This window comes from Pedobacter sp. AW31-3R, assembly GCF_052180285.1.
In the GTDB taxonomy this organism is placed as follows: domain Bacteria; phylum Bacteroidota; class Bacteroidia; order Sphingobacteriales; family Sphingobacteriaceae; genus Pedobacter.
In genome coordinates, this window is the sequence record NZ_CP197475.1 from 3,394,407 (window position 1) to 3,411,077 (window position 16,671).

The 16,671-nt window shown below is 45.1% G+C and carries 17 protein-coding genes; 9 read left to right on the top strand and 8 right to left on the bottom strand.

What is annotated here, in order from left to right; genetic code table 11:
• Positions 1-30 precede the first annotated feature (30 nt).
• Positions 31-1,071, top strand: a complete 1,041-nt coding sequence (locus ACSBL2_RS13990) for a glycosyltransferase family 2 protein (protein WP_442587150.1) — start codon at positions 31-33, stop codon at positions 1,069-1,071.
• On the opposite strand, the gene aroQ is transcribed toward ACSBL2_RS13990, so the two are convergent.
• The gene (aroQ, locus tag ACSBL2_RS13995; protein ID WP_442587151.1) at positions 1,061-1,480 is read right to left on the bottom strand and encodes a type II 3-dehydroquinate dehydratase; all 420 of its coding nucleotides are present in this window, start codon (positions 1,478-1,480) and stop codon (positions 1,061-1,063) included. The genes ACSBL2_RS13990 and aroQ overlap by 11 nt on opposite strands.
• Positions 1,481-1,523: 43 nt before the next feature.
• Between aroQ and xerD the strand changes: the two genes are divergently transcribed.
• A complete protein-coding gene (gene xerD / locus ACSBL2_RS14000) occupies positions 1,524-2,423 on the top strand; it encodes a site-specific tyrosine recombinase XerD (RefSeq protein ID WP_442587152.1) in 900 nt (299 codons plus the stop codon).
• Between the two features lie 29 nt (positions 2,424-2,452).
• On the opposite strand, the gene prmC is transcribed toward xerD, so the two are convergent.
• Positions 2,453-3,319: a peptide chain release factor N(5)-glutamine methyltransferase gene (prmC, locus tag ACSBL2_RS14005; RefSeq protein WP_442587153.1), complete on the bottom strand. Its 867-nt coding sequence runs from the start codon at positions 3,317-3,319 to the stop codon at positions 2,453-2,455.
• 155 nt (positions 3,320-3,474) lie between these two features.
• Between prmC and ribD the strand changes: the two genes are divergently transcribed.
• The 6 genes from ribD to ACSBL2_RS14035 all read left to right on the top strand — a co-directional run bounded on the left by ribD (position 3,475) and on the right by ACSBL2_RS14035 (position 8,592).
• Positions 3,475-4,527: a bifunctional diaminohydroxyphosphoribosylaminopyrimidine deaminase/5-amino-6-(5-phosphoribosylamino)uracil reductase RibD gene (gene ribD / locus ACSBL2_RS14010; RefSeq protein ID WP_442592240.1), complete on the top strand. Its 1,053-nt coding sequence runs from the start codon at positions 3,475-3,477 to the stop codon at positions 4,525-4,527.
• On the top strand, positions 4,527-5,393 hold the full coding sequence (locus tag ACSBL2_RS14015) for an EamA family transporter (protein WP_442587154.1): 867 nt from the start codon (positions 4,527-4,529) through the stop codon (positions 5,391-5,393). The genes ribD and ACSBL2_RS14015 overlap by 1 nt, the downstream gene beginning before the upstream one ends.
• On the top strand, positions 5,383-5,997 hold the full coding sequence (locus tag ACSBL2_RS14020) for an IMPACT family protein (protein WP_442587155.1): 615 nt from the start codon (positions 5,383-5,385) through the stop codon (positions 5,995-5,997). Before ACSBL2_RS14015 ends, ACSBL2_RS14020 begins: the two co-directional genes overlap by 11 nt.
• Positions 5,998-6,031: 34 nt before the next feature.
• A complete protein-coding gene (locus ACSBL2_RS14025; protein WP_442587156.1) occupies positions 6,032-6,907 on the top strand; it encodes a nucleoside phosphorylase in 876 nt (291 codons plus the stop codon).
• Between the two features lie 34 nt (positions 6,908-6,941).
• Positions 6,942-8,171, top strand: coding sequence for a multidrug effflux MFS transporter (locus tag ACSBL2_RS14030; RefSeq protein ID WP_442587157.1), 1,230 nt, complete (start codon positions 6,942-6,944; stop codon positions 8,169-8,171).
• Positions 8,172-8,271: 100 nt separating this feature from the next.
• Complete coding sequence (locus ACSBL2_RS14035) at positions 8,272-8,592, top strand: hypothetical protein (RefSeq protein ID WP_442587158.1); 321 nt, start codon at positions 8,272-8,274, stop codon at positions 8,590-8,592.
• Positions 8,593-8,676: 84 nt separating this feature from the next.
• On the opposite strand, the gene ACSBL2_RS14040 is transcribed toward ACSBL2_RS14035, so the two are convergent.
• The gene (locus tag ACSBL2_RS14040) at positions 8,677-9,534 is read right to left on the bottom strand and encodes a sigma-70 family RNA polymerase sigma factor (protein ID WP_442587159.1); all 858 of its coding nucleotides are present in this window, start codon (positions 9,532-9,534) and stop codon (positions 8,677-8,679) included.
• 291 nt (positions 9,535-9,825) lie between these two features.
• On the opposite strand from ACSBL2_RS14040, the gene ACSBL2_RS14045 reads away from it, so the two are divergent.
• The gene (locus ACSBL2_RS14045; RefSeq protein ID WP_442587160.1) at positions 9,826-10,287 is read left to right on the top strand and encodes an Lrp/AsnC family transcriptional regulator; all 462 of its coding nucleotides are present in this window, start codon (positions 9,826-9,828) and stop codon (positions 10,285-10,287) included.
• 65 nt (positions 10,288-10,352) lie between these two features.
• Here ACSBL2_RS14045 and ACSBL2_RS14050 read toward each other — a convergent pair whose 3' ends face one another.
• The 5 genes from ACSBL2_RS14050 to ACSBL2_RS14070 are packed head-to-tail and all read right to left on the bottom strand — an operon-like array spanning position 10,353 to position 16,545.
• Complete coding sequence (locus ACSBL2_RS14050; RefSeq protein ID WP_442587161.1) at positions 10,353-11,621, bottom strand: glutamate-5-semialdehyde dehydrogenase; 1,269 nt, start codon at positions 11,619-11,621, stop codon at positions 10,353-10,355.
• Positions 11,608-12,687, bottom strand: coding sequence for a glutamate 5-kinase (gene proB / locus ACSBL2_RS14055; protein WP_442587162.1), 1,080 nt, complete (start codon positions 12,685-12,687; stop codon positions 11,608-11,610). Before proB ends, ACSBL2_RS14050 begins: the two co-directional genes overlap by 14 nt.
• 36 nt (positions 12,688-12,723) lie before the next feature.
• Complete coding sequence (locus ACSBL2_RS14060; protein WP_442587163.1) at positions 12,724-15,348, bottom strand: MGH1-like glycoside hydrolase domain-containing protein; 2,625 nt, start codon at positions 15,346-15,348, stop codon at positions 12,724-12,726.
• Positions 15,349-15,375: 27 nt separating this feature from the next.
• Positions 15,376-15,729 (bottom strand): hypothetical protein, encoded by a 354-nt coding sequence (locus ACSBL2_RS14065; protein WP_442587164.1) that lies wholly within the window; start codon positions 15,727-15,729, stop codon positions 15,376-15,378.
• Positions 15,730-15,762: 33 nt separating this feature from the next.
• A complete protein-coding gene (locus ACSBL2_RS14070) occupies positions 15,763-16,545 on the bottom strand; it encodes a phosphatase PAP2 family protein (protein ID WP_442587165.1) in 783 nt (260 codons plus the stop codon).
• Between the last annotated feature and the right edge of the window lie 126 nt (positions 16,546-16,671).

A 16,671-nucleotide genomic window follows, 5' to 3' on the forward strand; every position in this document is an offset into this window, starting at 1 on the left:
ATAATCATAAAAAAAATGTTTTTCTTATAGATGTCAATTTTAATTAATGTCAAGCCGGTGCCAAGTGTGGCCGTTGTTATCCTGAACTGGAATGGAAAAGAGTTGTTATCCAGGTTCTTACCGGGTGTGGTCAAAACACGCTACGAACATCTTCAGGTCATTGTTGGAGATAATGGATCCACGGACGACTCTGTAGCTTTTGTAGAAGCCAATTTCCCCAGTGTCAGCGTAATTAAAAACGACAGCAATTATGGTTTTGCGGAAGGATATAACCGCGTATTGAGCCGGGTTGAGGCAGACTATTACATTTTATTGAATTCTGATGTGGAGGTGCCTGAAAACTGGATCGCACCTGTCATTGCCATGCTGGAAGCCGATCCGCAGGTCGCGGCCGCACAGCCGAAGGTGAAGTGGCAGCTGGACAAGTCTAAGTTTGAATATGCCGGTGCGGCAGGAGGTTTTCTGGATATCAATGCTTTTCCCTTTTGCCGGGGAAGGATTTTTGATACACTGGAAACTGACCTGGGACAGTACAATGATGCCCGTGAGGTATTCTGGGCCAGTGGAGCCGCATTTTTTGTCAGGAAAAAACACTGGGATGAAGTGGGCGGACTGGATCCCGATCTATTTGCCCATATGGAAGAAATTGACCTTTGCTGGCGGTTGAAAAACAAAGGATATAAGGTGATGTATTGCCCTGATGCCGAAGTATACCATGTTGGGGCAGGAACGCTTGCTGCAAACAGTCCCTACAAAGTGTTCCTGAATTTCCGCAATAACCTCATCATTATGCAAAAGAACCTTCCTTTTTTTCAGGCAGTGATGGCAATAGTTGTACGGATGACGCTCGATTTTATCGCTTTACTGCAATTCCTGGCCAGAGGGGAAACGAAATTCGCCACGGCAGTCAATAAGGCGCATTACCAGTTTGTCAAAAGAATCGGCAAAACAGCGAAGAAAAGAACAGGGCAGCAAGTATCCTTTCTGAACCACACCGGAGTGTACCACTCCAGCGTGGTATGGGCCTTCTTTATCAAAGGGGTAAGGAAATTTTCAGCGCTTAAATTTTAATCAGGCTCTCCATCGCTAAACGGTAACCGTCCATGCCAAATCCTGTGAGGACCCCCTTACAGTTTTTCCCGGTGAGGGAAACATGGCGGTATTCTTCGCGCGCATAGATATTGGATACATGAACTTCCACCACAGGTGTTTGAATGGACGCAATCGCATCTGCAAGGGCAACAGAAGTATGTGTATAACCACCCGCATTGATGATGATACCATCATAGGTAAAACCGGTTTCATGCAGTTTGTTGATCAGCTCCCCTTCTACATTGCTCTGGTAATAACTGATTTCTATAGCGGGATATTTTTCTTTAAGTTCTTTTAAATAGTCCTCGAACCCCATATTTCCATACACCCCTGGTTCCCGTATCCCCAGCAAGTTTAAGTTTGGGCCGTTAATAATTTGTATCTTCATCCCTTCAAACTTAGAGTTTAAAATTTACAATTAAAATTTTTGTGTGATTAAATATTCCTATTTAAAAGAGTTCAAAACCTACCTGAAACTGGAACGCGGACTTTCCTTAAATTCTGTCGAAGCGTATTTAAATGATATCAGTAAACTGATTCAGTACCAGGAGCTGAATGCGCAGGAGCTCAGGGTGCAGGATATCGACCACCTGGAGCTTGTCCGTTTTATTTCCTGGTTGAATGGCCTGGGCATGTTGCCCAATACCCAGGCCAGGGTGATCTCCGGTTTGAAAGCCTATTTCAGTTACCTGATGATAGAGGACATCATTACCGTTGACCCTTCCGTTTTACTGGAAGCACCCAAACTAAGCCGGAAGCTGCCCGATGTGTTGGATATCCAGGAAATCAATGCATTGGTGGAAGCGATTGATGCCTCCACACCTGAAGGTATGCGGAATAAAGCGATCATTGAACTCTTATACGGTTGTGGACTGAGGGTCACTGAGTTGGTTACGTTAAAAATATCAGATCTTCATGTGGAACTCGAATTTATCAAGGTGCTGGGAAAAGGAAATAAGGAAAGGATTATCCCAATTGGGCAGACTGCACTTAAGTACATCCGCCTCTATATCCATGAAGTGAGGAATCACCAGGAAATCAAATGTGGTCATGAGGATTTTATTTTCCTGAACCGCCTGGGGACGGGTTTGTCCAGGATCTCCGTGTTTACCATGATCAAGGCGCTGGCAGAGAAAATAGGTTTAAAAAAAAGTATCAGTCCCCATACTTTCCGCCATTCCTTCGCCACCCACCTGATCGAAGGTGGAGCCGATTTAAGGGCCGTACAGGAAATGCTTGGCCATTCGAGTATCACCACGACAGAGATCTATACCCACCTGGACCGCGAATACTTAAAGGGCGTGATTGTTCAGCACCATTCACGAATGTAAATTCAAACATGCAACCCAAGCCGGAAAGGCTATGTAGAGCTGAACTCTGGATGGCGGCAGAAAATCATCCGGTCTTTCCCCTGCATATCTTTTTTTAAGCTGGCCTGTTTAAAACCTTTTTCTTGCAACATCTCCAGGGTTTCCCTGCCCAAATATTCATTAATTTCGAAAAACAAGGCCCCTTCCGGGTGTAGGTGCTCCAATGCAAATGTGGCAATGGCTTCATAAAAAACCAAAGGACGCTCATTGCTGACAAACAAAGCCAGGTGTGGTTCATGCGACAACACATTTTCGTGCATGGCTTCCCTTTCGTCTTCTTTGATATAAGGGGGATTGCTGACGATCAGGTCATACCTGCCCCCTTCGGTATAATTCAATATATCAGCCTGGATAAACTGAACCTCCGTACGGTTACGCAGGGCATTTTCCCTTGCAATGTCCAAAGCCCGGGGAGAAATATCCAGTCCGGTTACTTCCGTTTCTTCTAAGTATTGTTTTAAAGTTACTGGAATACAGCCACTTCCTGTGCCTATGTCAAGTATAGATAAAGGTTTTATCTCACCAGATTGAATGGTGGAAAGGATCCATTCTATCAGCTCTTCCGTTTCGGGGCGGGGAATAAGCACCTCCGGGTTCACCTTAAAAGTCAGTCCGTAAAATTCCGCTTCCCCCAGGATGTATTGTATGGGTTTTCCCTGCTGCAGTTCAGTACGCATATGCATATACACCGCAATTTTCTCCTCAGTAAGTTCCATTGCCGGGTTCATCAGCACCTGCGTCCTTCCCAATCCGTCCACATGTGAGGCCAGCAGGTAAAATAATGCCCTGGCTTCTTCCTCGTCATATATTGCGGATACTTCCTTCACAAAACAATGCTGTAATTCCTGTAGGTTCATTGCCGCAAAAATAGCTAATAATAATCATTAATTTGAGGCCTCTTTCCGGGGTAATTGTAATCTGCCTACCATTTTCAGGGGTGTAAATGTGTAAGTTGCATCACTATGGTTCAATATATTTCAGCTTCTCGAAAATTGAAGGTACTTTTGCCCATATGAGCGATGAATTATATATGAAACGCTGCCTGGAACTGGCTGAAATGGGAAATGGTGCAGTAAGTCCCAATCCGCTGGTGGGTTGTGTGATCGTAAGCGATGGCAAAATCATTGGAGAAGGGTATCACAGGCAATACGGCAAGGCACATGCTGAAGTCAATGCCCTGAATGCCGTACTGGAGAAATTCGGGGAGGAAGCTCCTGCCCTCCTGAAAAATGCAGTGGCCTATGTCAGCCTGGAACCCTGTGCACATTTCGGGAAAACACCGCCATGTGCAGACCTGCTCATCAAACACCAGCTAAAAAAAGTGGTGATCGGCAACAGGGATCCTTTTCCTGATGTGGATGGTAAAGGAATTGAAAAACTCCGAAATGCCGGAATAGAAGTAGTTTCAGGGGTATTGGAAGAGGAATGCCGCTATGTCAACCGTCGCTTCTTTACCCGTATTGCCAAACAGCGCCCCTATATCATCCTGAAATGGGCGACGACAGCGAATGGTTATTTCGCCCCAAAAAATGCCGTTCAGCAATGGATCAGTGGCCCATTGGCGAAAAAGATTGTACACAAATGGAGAACGGAAGAAGATGCGATATTGGTTGGCAAACAAACGGCATTAACCGATAATCCGCAATTGAGTGCCAGGGAATGGCCCGGAAAAAATCCGGTAAGGATCCTGGTCGACCGTAACCTGGATGTTCCGCTGAGCAACCATATCTTCAGTGATATCGCGAAGACCATCGTCTTTAATGAAAAGAAAACCGATGTAGAAGGTCAGGTGCATTATGTCAGCATGGAAGATATGCAATATTACCTGCCGCAAAAAATTGCTTTTCAGCTGTACCTGATGGATATCCAATCTGTTATTATTGAAGGTGGGGGCCATATCCTGAACCAGTTTATCTCCTCCGGTTTATGGGATGAAGCCAGGGTGTTTACTTCAGCAAACAGCTGGGCAGACGGCCTGTACGCCCCGCAGATCTATGGGGAAATCACCTCGGTAATTGCGATAGATAAAGATAAACTAACTCTTTATAAAAATTTAGTAAGTTAATGATATACATATTTTTAAGTATAAGTTGTAGTGTAACTGTAGCGGTATTGCTCAAGCTGGCAAGAAGATACAGGATCAATGTATTGCAGGCTGTGCTATGGAACTACCTTTTCGCCTTTGTGTTCAGCTGTATTTTCTTCAGGCCTGCCTGGAGTAACCTGGTTGCCGCACCGAGTGCCATCGGACTGGCACTGGGATTCCTGCTGCCTCTGGTTTTCCTGATGCTTGCCGCCTCAGTAAGGAATATTGGCATCGTAAAAACAGATATCGCACAGCGTCTGTCACTCTTTATTCCCGTGCTGGCCTCGCTGTTTCTTTTTGGGGAAAGTTTCAATGGATTGAAAATAGCCGGACTATTGGTAGGCTTCGCGGCCATTTTCTTTACCCTGATCCGCAAACAGAGCACTAAGAAGGTGAAGAACAGCAGCTACCTCTACCCTTTGCTGGTCTTTTTTGGTTTTGGCGTCATTGATGTCCTGTTCAAACAGCTGGCACTTAATAAAGCCATTCCCTACACCACCTCATTGATTTTTGTCTTCTGTATGGCATTTGTTGTTGCCCTGGCTGCTGTTATCTATTCACGTACGGTTAAAAATGAAAAGCTACAGCTGGTGAACCTGCTCTGCGGAGCTATCCTGGGATTCTTTAATTTCGGAAATATCCTGTTTTATATGAAAGCACACCAGGCATTGGCGAGTAACCCCACGACCGTATTTGCAGCCATGAATATGGGGGTAATTATCCTTGGGGGACTTGTTGGTGTTTTCTTCTTCAGGGAAAAGCTCAGCAAATTAAATTATATCGGCATGGGTATGGCACTGGCAGCAATTATCCTCATTACTTTATCCCAGTTGTATGTTATTTGATGATACGTATAAAACCATAGCAGCACCAGTAGAAGCCCTCTTTAAGGACAAAGGGAGCAAGTTCCTGTCTTATGCTTACCCCCTTTCCCAGGAAAGCGAAGTGAAAGAACAGCTACTGAAGTTAAGGGCAGCACATCCCAAAGCGGTACATTTCTGTTATGCCTACCGCCTTACACCTGACAGAAACATTTTCCGGGTGAATGACGACGGAGAGCCTTCCGGTACTGCGGGACGTCCCATCCTGAATACCTTACTCTCGGCCGATCTCACGAATATTCTGGTAGTGGTCGTCCGTTATTTTGGCGGAACATTACTGGGGGTGCCGGGATTGATCCATGCCTATAAAACAGCTACTGCCGAAGCTATCCAACTAGCCGAAATCGTGGAAAAGTCGGTCAACGACATCTATGAAATTAAATTTGACTATATCATGATGAATGACATTATGCGGCTGATCAAAGAGGAACAATTGCCTGTTTTACGTCAGGAGTTCGATAATGACTGCATGATCATGGTGGAAGTCAGAAAATCACAGGTCAATAAAGTATTGCAGCGCATGGAAAAACAGGAAGGTGCGGAATTAAAATACCTATACACTGTTTAAAACAGTATTTTTGCAGCGTATCTAATGATCTGCCATGCAAAAACTATCAGAAGCCGACCTTGTTATTAATCCGGATGGAAGTGTGTATCACCTTAATCTCTTGCCTGAAGACCTTGCAGATACGGTTATTACCGTGGGTGATCCCGACAGGATTCCTGCCATTACCAAATACTTCGACCGGATTGAGCTCAAAAAAGGGAAACGTGAATTTCTAACACAGACCGGTTACCTGGGCAAAAAGAGGATCACAGTCGTATCCACAGGGATCGGGACAGACAATATCGACATTGTGTTGAATGAACTGGATGCACTGGTCAATATCGACTTCAATACCCGACAGCTGAAACCGGAGCTAACCTCATTACAGATCATCAGGATTGGCACTTCCGGTGCAATACAGCCGGATATCCCCATGGGTACCTTACTGGCTTCATCTTATGGACTTGGACTGGATGCTTTAATGCATTATTATGTGCATGAAGTACCAGAACAGGACAAGGCATTAAACGGCCACCTGAAAGCGCATTTTGAGCAGCTGACTGCCATCAGTCCCTATCTTTCTGCGGCTGATCCGGGACTGCTGTCGACCATTGGAAAAGATATGGAACAGGGGATCACTGCTACAGCTCCCGGATTCTATGCCCCACAGGGCAGGCAGGTACGTGCTGTCAATGCTGTGCCAGGTTTCATAGCGCAGCTGAATTCTTTTCGGTTTCAGCAAAATCGTATTACCAACCTGGAAATGGAAACTGCGGGAATCTATGCCTTATCTAAAGCACTTGGCCATAAAGCCTTGTCTGTAAATGCAATCCTGGCCAGCAGGGTAAACTTTCAATTCAGTAAAGAACCGGATCTGGTGGTAGAAAAAGCCATTAAAATCGTTTTGGAACGCCTGGAATCCATCTCCTGATCCACCATCATTCCGCTCTCCTTATCAACATCAAATGACAAAAAATAAGTATTTTTTCCTTATCCTATTACTGGGGTCACTCACTGCTTTGGGCCCTTTTTCTATTGACATGTATTTGCCGGGTTTTCCGGCCATTGCTAAAGACCTGAACACAACAGTTGCAAAAGTCTCCCTCTCCCTTTCCGGGTTTTTTATCGGGATTTCTGCGGGGCAATTGTTATATGGCCCTCTTCTCGATCGTTTCGGAAGGAAAAAGCCACTGTATATCGGATTGCTGGTGTATATCCTGGCTTCCCTGGGCTGTGTTTTTGCCGATACCATCAACATGCTCATCCTGATGAGGTGTATTCAGGCTATAGGGAGCTGTGCCGCCACCGTTGCAGCTATGGCCATGGTGAGGGATATCTTCCCGGTTCAGGAAAATGCAAAAATATTTGCCTTGCTCATGCTCGTCGTAGGTGTATCTCCCATGGTTGCACCCACCGTAGGTGGATATGTGACTGCAGCTTTTGGCTGGCATTCTGTATTCCTCATCCTGCTGCTGCTGGGGGTAGCCAACCTCCTGGCCAGCATATTTGGCCTGCCGGAAAGCTACCGTCCCGACAAGAGTATTTCCCTCAGACCTAAACCTATCTTGGACAACTTCATTGCCGTGTTGAAAGAACCGCAGTTTTATACCTATGCCTTTACCGGTGCTGTAGCCTTTTCTGGTCTGTTTGCTTATGTAGCGGGCTCTCCGCTCCTGTTTATGGATATCTTCGCAGTGGAAGAAGAGACCTATGGATGGATTTTCGCCTTTTTGAGTATCGGGCTAATCGGTTCCAGCCAGGTCAACACCATCATGCTGAAATACTATTCCAGTGAACAGCTCATCTTCGGATCGCTGATCTGCCAGGCGGTTACCGGACTTGTTTTCCTGACCGGCAGCATCAATGGCTGGTTTGGCCTGGCAGAGACCATAGGTTTATTATTTGTTTTTCTCAGTTGTTTGGGATTTGCCAGTCCCAATGCATCAGCCTTATCCCTTGCCCCATTCAGCAAAAATGCCGGCAGTGCTTCTGCGCTCATGGGTGCTGTACAGATGGGATTGGGAGCCCTGGCCTCAGTTGCGGTGAGCCTGTTTGACACCCGTTCCGCTGTACCGATGGTTGCCATTATGGCCTCCAGTTCCATCATTGCAATGATCATCCTTTATACCGGAAGAAAGCGGATAAAGAACAGGATCGATGTGGACAAAGACAATCCAGGTGTTGCTTTTCATTAAAAAAACAGTATTCAGTGAAGATTTTCTTCAGATTTTTGGGCTTCCCTGAAAACAAATTTTGAGGGCAAACGTTGAAGTAATAGATCTAAAAGAATAATCTATGTTTGGAAAAATCACACGAAATATAACAATTCTGGCTGCTAAGAAATTGCTGAGCGATAATAGTGAGGGTATACAGAGTACAGGAAAAAGATTATTAACTGTAGTCGCCGGAGCTTACCTGTTTCAAAGTGGTCTGAAAAATTTAACTAAACATCCGTTCATTGCAGTCCAGGAAGCTACCCTTGGCGCCTACCTGCTGTATGATGCTGCAAAAAGCATCTCAGATGGATATGATAGAAAACCCAAAGAAATTTACCAGATGCGTAAAAACCAGATTCAGGGGAATGATCCTGACAGTCCGGTTCCTGCATTTGTATAAATGCTGGTTAAATACAGAAAGGAACCAGGTTTCTTTCTGTATTTAAATTCCGGATCACGCTGGATCGGCATTTTGTGTTATCACCTATCCCGGTAACCTGTCCCTTCCAATTTTCAATTGTATCCTAATTTTATTGATCCCCTTGTCTTTCATCTGCCTAATCCTTTCCCTGCTTAAATTAAACAGGATTCCAATCTCTTCCAGGCTGAGACAGGGCTTGTTATTCAGTCCGTAATGTAAGATCAGTACCCGGCATTCCTTTTTAGACAGGGTCTTAAAGAGTTTGCGGTAATCTTCAATGCTCCTGCCATCCGTTACCAGATGGTCGGTTGCCGGATCCGTACTGCGCAGCAGGTCATGCAGGCTCAGCTGGATATCTGCGGAATATATGGCATCCATAGAATAAGTTCGCTGCCGTTTCTCCGTAAAAAACCTGATCCCTTCTTCCGCAATACCAATTTCTTCTGCAAGTTCCCGCATGGTAGGCAGGCGCTCATGCTGCTGTTCAAACTTCATTTCCGCTTTCTGCATCTTATTCATCGCAGATACGGCATTCAACGGGATTTTAATGTTTCGTGTCTGTTCAGCAATGGCGAGCATAATCGTTTGCCTGATCCACCATACGGCAAAGGATATAAACTTAAATCCTTTCGTTTCATCAAATCGATTGGCCGCCTTGATCAGTCCCCGGTTTCCTTCGCAGACCAGGTCCATCAATGTCAACCCCTTGTTCTGGTAAGTCTTCGCGATGGTCACCACAAACCTCAGGTTGGCTTTGATGAGGATCTCCATCGCCTGGGTATCATTTTCTCTCGCCAGCCTGGCATACCTTGTCTCTTCTTCTATGCTCAATAATGGAATCCGGTGAATTTCCCTCAAATACCTTTCCAATGAACTCTTCTCTGCACTTATGACCAACTGATCATCACTAAGTTTCCTCATGCACTGCATATGTAATTAATAATCAATTACAAATTCCTATTATTATAATTCCGGCGGTAAATATGAATCAGATTTATACTATAAGCAACAGTGAAAATAAAATCTAAGAATTTCTTAGTTTTTTAGCCAAAAAACTAAATATTATTCAGCGAATTAATTATTACAAGAGATCCGCATGAAGAATTAGTTTTATTATCTTTTAAAAAATTTAAATATACATTATGTAAATTAATAATACATTTGAAGAACTTTATAAGAGAATAAAGTGCCATAGAAATAACTTACTTAATTATGATAGAAGAATTAGATGCTATTGATCTTGAAATTTTAAGACTGTTGCAGATCGACGAATCCATGACCAACCAGCAGATTGGAGATGTGGTATTCCGCTCCGCTGCGACAGTGTATGCAAGAATTGTGCGAATGACAAAGATGGGGGTAATTGTGGGGAGGGTTATCGTACTGGATGCGGAGAAGCTGAACCTGACTTTTAAGGCCCACATTTTTATTTGCATCTACGGATATTCCTTTGAAAAGAGAGCCCAGTTTAAGCTGGACGCTCTCCGGATTAAAGGGATCTCAGAAGTAGTCTATTATGGCGGGGTTCCCCAGATTGGTTTAAATGTCATCACCAAGAACATGAAAACCTTCGTCGCCATAGAAAAGAAAATTTCCATGATGCCAGAGATCCGTAGCATTCACAGTTGCCTGATACTGGACCATGTGAAAAATCAAAATGGGTTCAGTTTCTAAGCCTTGCATTAAATGACATACAGGTGTATTGGTACCAATATATCTGTATGTCTGTATGAATTTTGCTACCTGGTCTGTCCCTTACCTTTTACTATCCATTTGTAGCTGGTCAGTGCCGTTAATCCCATAGGACCCCTCGCATGGAGCTTTTGTGTACTGATGCCTATCTCAGCGCCAAGACCAAATTGCCCCCCATCTGTAAAGGCAGTGGAGGCATTGGCATAAACTGCTGCTGCATCTACGGCATTCAGGAACTGGAGTATTTTTACCTCATCTTCCGCAATGATGGCTTCACTGTGCTTAGAGCTGTAGGCTGCGATATGTTCCAGGGCCTCCGGTAAGCCTCCCACCGTTTTAACCGACATTTTATAATCCAGGAATTCAGTGCCAAAATCTGCCGAAGTAGCGTGATGAAGCAGTGCAGCCGGATAATTCCCGTCAAGGGAGGCATAGCTTTCCTCATCGGCATAAATAACGACCGATTCAGCTGAGAGTGCTAAGGTGATTTCTTTCAGGTCACGGAGCCTTTCACGATGGACAATCAGGCAATCCAGCGCATTGCAAACACTCACCCTCCTGGTTTTCGCATTGAATACAATGGGCTTGGCCTTTTCCAGGTCAGCACTCACATCCACATAGGTATGTACAATACCGGCACCCGTTTCAATTACCGGAACTTTACTGTGTTCCCTCACATAGTCGATCAGTGACTGGCTGCCCCGTGGAATCAGCACATCTACAAATCCACGGGCCTGAAGCAGCGCGGCTGTTGCTTCTCTTTCTGCAGGAAGCAATACGGCTACATTCATATCAATTCCATGCGCATGGAGTACCGTATGGATAATGCCTGCTATCGCCTTATTGGAATGCTCGGCATCACTTCCACCTTTCAGCACGGCCACATTCCCCGTTTTAAAACATAGGGAAAATACATCCAGCGTGACATTTGGACGCGCTTCGTAGATCACACCGATTACCCCGAGCGGTACCCTCACCCTGGAGAGTTCCAGTCCGTTCGGCAACACACTGGAGGAGATGACTTCCTGTAGAGGATTATCTAGGGCCACCACATTCCGTACTTCCTGTGCCATGGCCTCCAAACGTTCTTCCGTCAGCCTCAGGCGGTCGTATTTCGGATCGTCCGCCGGCATTTTCTCCAGGTCCAGCTTATTGGAAGCAAGGATGCCTGCAGTGGATTCCAGAAGTCGTCCTGCAATTTCCGTCAATACCTCATTCACCTTTTCCTTCGTCAGTTCATGCAAAGAGCGGCTTGCCTTCAGGGCATAGTCAAAATATTTCTGGTATTCCATTTTCGGTGAATTAATCGACTGCATAAAAATAATTATAATGGACTAAGGCCTTATGTCCCTTCTGTCCTATTCGCTCTTTCGCTTTTTCGGATCCGTATTCAGCAATACCCAACCCTATAAGCTTGTCATTTTCATCTATTAACCTAATGATATCTCCTTTGTCAAATGAAGAGATCAGCCGGGTGATCCCTACAGGTAAAAGGCTGCGTGCCTCTCCTGAGACCAGCGCCAGTGTCGCCCCTGCATTCAACTGTACCGTACCTGTTGCCGATTGCTCGGAATGGGCTATCCATTTTTTCTTTCCTGAGGTCACCTTCTCCGGACTGAAAAAAGTATGGACTACTTTTTTATCCAGTAAATCGATCAGGATCCGGTCCCGCGTTCCATTGGCAATATGCACGGGAATCCCCAGTTTCGCAACCTTTTTCGCCATGCCCAGTTTAGTGACCATCCCACCTCTGCCGGAGCCGGATTTTGCGGTACTGATGAAACGCTCTACATCCTCCCCATCTCTCCTGATCTCCTCAATGACCCTGGTTCCAGGTAATTTCGGATCACCGTCATAAACGCCGTCGACATTGGAAAGAATAATCAGCGCATCGGCTTCCAGCATGGAGGCAATCAGTCCCGCCAATTCATCATTGTCGGTAAACATCAGTTCTGTTACGGAGACCACATCATTTTCATTCACGATCGGAATGACCTTATTTTTGAGTAAGATGCTGAGGCAGTTTTTAATATTTAAATAATGTTTCCTGTCCCTGAAATCCTCTTTTGTGACCAATACCTGTGAGCACAGCAGTTCATGCTGCTGGAATAGGGACATATAGGTATTGATCAGTTTAATCTGACCAATGGAAGCAAGCAGCTGCCGCGCTGCTACAGCATCATGTTTTTCGGAAATGCTGAAAATGCTCCTTCCGGCGGCCACTGCACCTGAGGAAATCACAATGACGGTGATCCCTTGTTTTTTCAATGTTACAATCTGCTCCACAAGGTGTGCAATCCGGTATTCATCAGGTAATCCATTCGCTTGTGTAAGCACATTTGACCCGATTTTCACAACTATCTTTTTATAAGTACCCGACATTTTTATGGGATATTAGCGAATTAAAATTTTCTTGTTTTAAAGGAGGGCAATCAATGCGGTCCATCCTGTCTGGTGGCTTGCACCCAGTCCCTGTCCTGTATCCCCGTTAAAATATTCATGGAAAAGCAGGTAATCTTTAAAATGAGGATCATGGTTAAACTTCGGATGACCCCCGAAAACGGGTCGTTCGCCATGCTCATCGCGCAGAAATATGGATTTCAATCGTTTACTTAATAAACCGGCAATCTCGGCCAGGGAGAAATATTCACCAGATCCTGTGGGATACTCCACCCTGAAATCATCGGTATAATACTCCTGGAAGTTTTTGAGCGATTCTATGATCAGGTAATTTACCGGCATCCATATCGGCCCGCGCCAGTTGCTGTTTCCTCCGAAGGTATGGGAATCACTTTCAGCAGGGATATAGCTGACCTCATAATTGTACCCGTCAAGCTTATAGGTATAAGGCTGACTTTCATACACTTTAGAGAGCGAGCGTATGCCATAATCGGATAAAAATTCATTGGGGTCCAGCATCCTGCGCAGCAACAGCTTCATCCTGTGCCCGCGCAACAGTGATAACAGGTGCAGGTCATGTCCCTTGGTATCTTTCCAATGGCTGACCAGGCGAACCAGGTCCGGCCGCTGGGCCATGAACCAATCCAGCCTGGCTTTCAGTCCCGGTAACTTCTTCCATTTGGACTCGTCAAACACAATCATGGCAAACATGGGAATCAGTCCGACCATACTCCGCAGTCGTAACCTATCTGAGCTGCCATCCGGATTACGTAACATGTCATAGTAAAAACCATCTTCTTCATCCCATAATCCATAGGCATCATCTCCCATAGCAGAAATTGAGCCTGCGATATAGAGGAAGTGCTCAGAAAACTTAATGGCCATACTTTCAAATACATCATCCTGCAGGGCAAGTTCCATGCTGATCTGCATCATATTCAGTGCATACATGGCCATCCAGCTGGTTCCATCTGCCTGTTCCAGGAAACCACCGCCGGGAACAGGCTGGCTCCGGTTGAACACACCGATATTGTCGAGCCCGAGAAATCCACCTTCAAAAATATTATTCCCTTCACTATCTTTCTGGTTGACCCACCAGGTAAAGTTGAGCAACAGCTTGTTGAACATCTCTACCAGGAATTTGATGTCACCCTTGCCTTTATTTTTCTTGTCTTCTTTATACACAAACCAGGAAGCCATGGCATGTACCGGTGGATTCACATCGCTGAAATCCCATTCATAGGCAGGCAGCTGTCCACTTGGGTGAATATAATTGGCGCTCACCAGCAACATCAGCTGCTGTTTCGCAAAATCGGCATCCAGTGCCGCAAAACTCATACAATGGAAGGCGAGATCCCAGGTGGCAAACCAGGGAAATTCCCATTTATCTGGCATAGAGAGAATATCATTGGCCACGAAATGTTTCCAATGGATATTCCTGCCTTTTTTTCTTTGCTTTGGCGGGGCCGGCTGTCCCCTGTCGCCATTCAGCCAGCGATTCACATCATAACTGTAAAACTGTTTGTTCCAAAGCAATCCCGCCCAGGCCTGCCGCTGTATCATTTTTTCTTCCTCCGTTGCAGCATTGTGCTGCAACGCGGCATAAAAGGAATCGCATTCTGCTATCCTCTGTTCAAAAATATTATCGAAATCTTTAAATGGCTTGTCTATTTTAGCATTTGAAAGCCTGATCCTGACCTCCATACTTTCTCCCGCAGGAATAGTCAGCCGATACCAGATGCCTGCTTTCGTACCGCTTTGTTTCGCATCTACGGCATCCAGTTTCCCCTTTACTATGCATTCATTGAACCCATCTTTTACATAGGGACAGGGATTGTGCGACTGGTACAACAGTTGGTTATTGCTTTCATTATTGGTAAATAGAAACTCCATCTCACCATCTGCATAGAGATGATAATCAGATAGTTCTTCTGAACGTATCAATAAAGTGCCATTACCTTGGTTAAGGATTTCAGGCATAAATGTTTTCTCTTCAAAGCTCCAGGTATTCCGGAACCATAACTGTGGAATCACCTGCACTTCTGCCGTTTCCGCACTGCGGTTCCATACTGTATACTTCAGCAGCAGATCTTCTTCGCTGTTTTTGGCATATTCAATAAAGACATCAGCATATTCATCCTGGTCAAATATGCCGGTATCGATGAGTTCAAACTCGGGCTGTGACTTATCCCGTTTTCTGTTTTCTTCCAGCAGGCGCTGGTAAGGAAAGCAGTTCAAGGGGTACTTGTACAGCATTTTCATATAACTGTGGGTAGGACTGCTATCGAGATGATAATACAATTCCTTCACATCTTCACCATGGTTCCCCTCATTGTTCGTCAGGCCAAACAAACGTTCCTTTAGGATAGGATCCTTTCCATTCCACAGGGCAAGGGATAAACAAAGGTGTTGCTGGTCGTCACTGAATCCACCAAGGCCTTCTTCTCCCCAGCGGTAAGCTTTGCTTCGTGCCTGGTCATGGGTCACCTCATCCCAGGCATCGCCATTTGCACTATAATCCTCCCTAACGGTTCCCCACTGTCGGTCAGACAGATATGGCCCCCATTTAAACCATTTTCCTTTTTTTGCGTATTGTTCTTTTAATCGGAGCTGCTCAGGATTTGACTTGACTTTGGCATTCATCCCCAATAATAAGAATTTATGTGGGAATTACTCCTGTTTTAGGATAGGAGTTTCCAGCATATCCACCACCATTGACGAAATTTCGACACTGAACCATTCCTTAAATACTTTGAAAGTCCTGGTCTGCGGCCAATCCTCCGGATCGGTATGGTAGCCATTCAGCTCATTCCTGAAGATTTCGTCGAAATGTTTTTTCAGCCAGTTTTCCAGCTTCTTTTGTGTATCCAATTCTTTGATCAGGTATACTGTTCCTTCATCGTTATCTACCACAGGAAATTCAGGGTCGATATAGTTGATCCAGTCGTAAAAAGGTTTTTTAGCTTTTACGAACAGCGCATTGCGGTTAATCGGATCATAATCATAGATCATTGGTTCAATCATACAGCAAATATAAAAGAATAGCAGCCAACAGCATTATAATTTTGTGGAAAAGGCCATTCCGAAGGCACGGTCCTGATAAACCGGAAGCAAGGTCAGGTTTGTTTTTTTCTTACCCAGTACCAGTCTTTTCAGGGATGGGTAAACCAGGTAGGTAAACTTGGTCGACAAAACGCCCATTCCAGCTCCGGCAACGACATCACTGAACCAGTGATAATTTCTGTAGAGGCGAAAAACTCCTGTGGCTGAGGCGACGGTATATCCGGCTACACTATACCAGAGGGATTGTTCACCATACTCCTGATGGAGGTATTCTGCGACAGCAAAAGCTGTCGCGGTGTGTCCCGATGGAAAAGAATAGTCATTGTAGCGGTTTGGACGCATCCTGTTGCTGCTCCTTTTCAGGATAGCGACACTCCCATTGGTCACCAGGGAGGAAATCAGGAACAGGGCAGTTTTATCACCCAGGTTGTTTTTCCCCTTTACCCCCGCCAATTCCAGGCCAAATACTGCTGCTGCCGGTGCATAGCGCAGGTAATCGTCTACAGGCGTATGGAAATCGGGGTGCTTTTTATTGGTATTCTCATAGATATGGGTATCAAGTTTCCTGAACCAGTCGCTGTTCAGGGCAACAAATCCATAAGCCACAGCAGCTGCCGCCGGGATGAATGAGGTTAGCTTCGGTTGCTTAAAAGATACCGGGGAGGCAGACTTGTGAAGGGTATCCTTCGCCGTTAAGGTATCTGTGACTTGTGCGGGTGCTTTCAAAGCAAATATAAACACAAGGAAACATACGATTGGAGTGTTTTTTTTATTCATGTAAGGGGCAGATGTGGATAGTTAAGGTAATTCTCCAACGCTTTTTTTACCTAAAATATGTAATTTCTGTAAAAAAAAATGTGTTTGACATAAATATCTTAGGGATAAGGCCCAGGCTCCAAACAG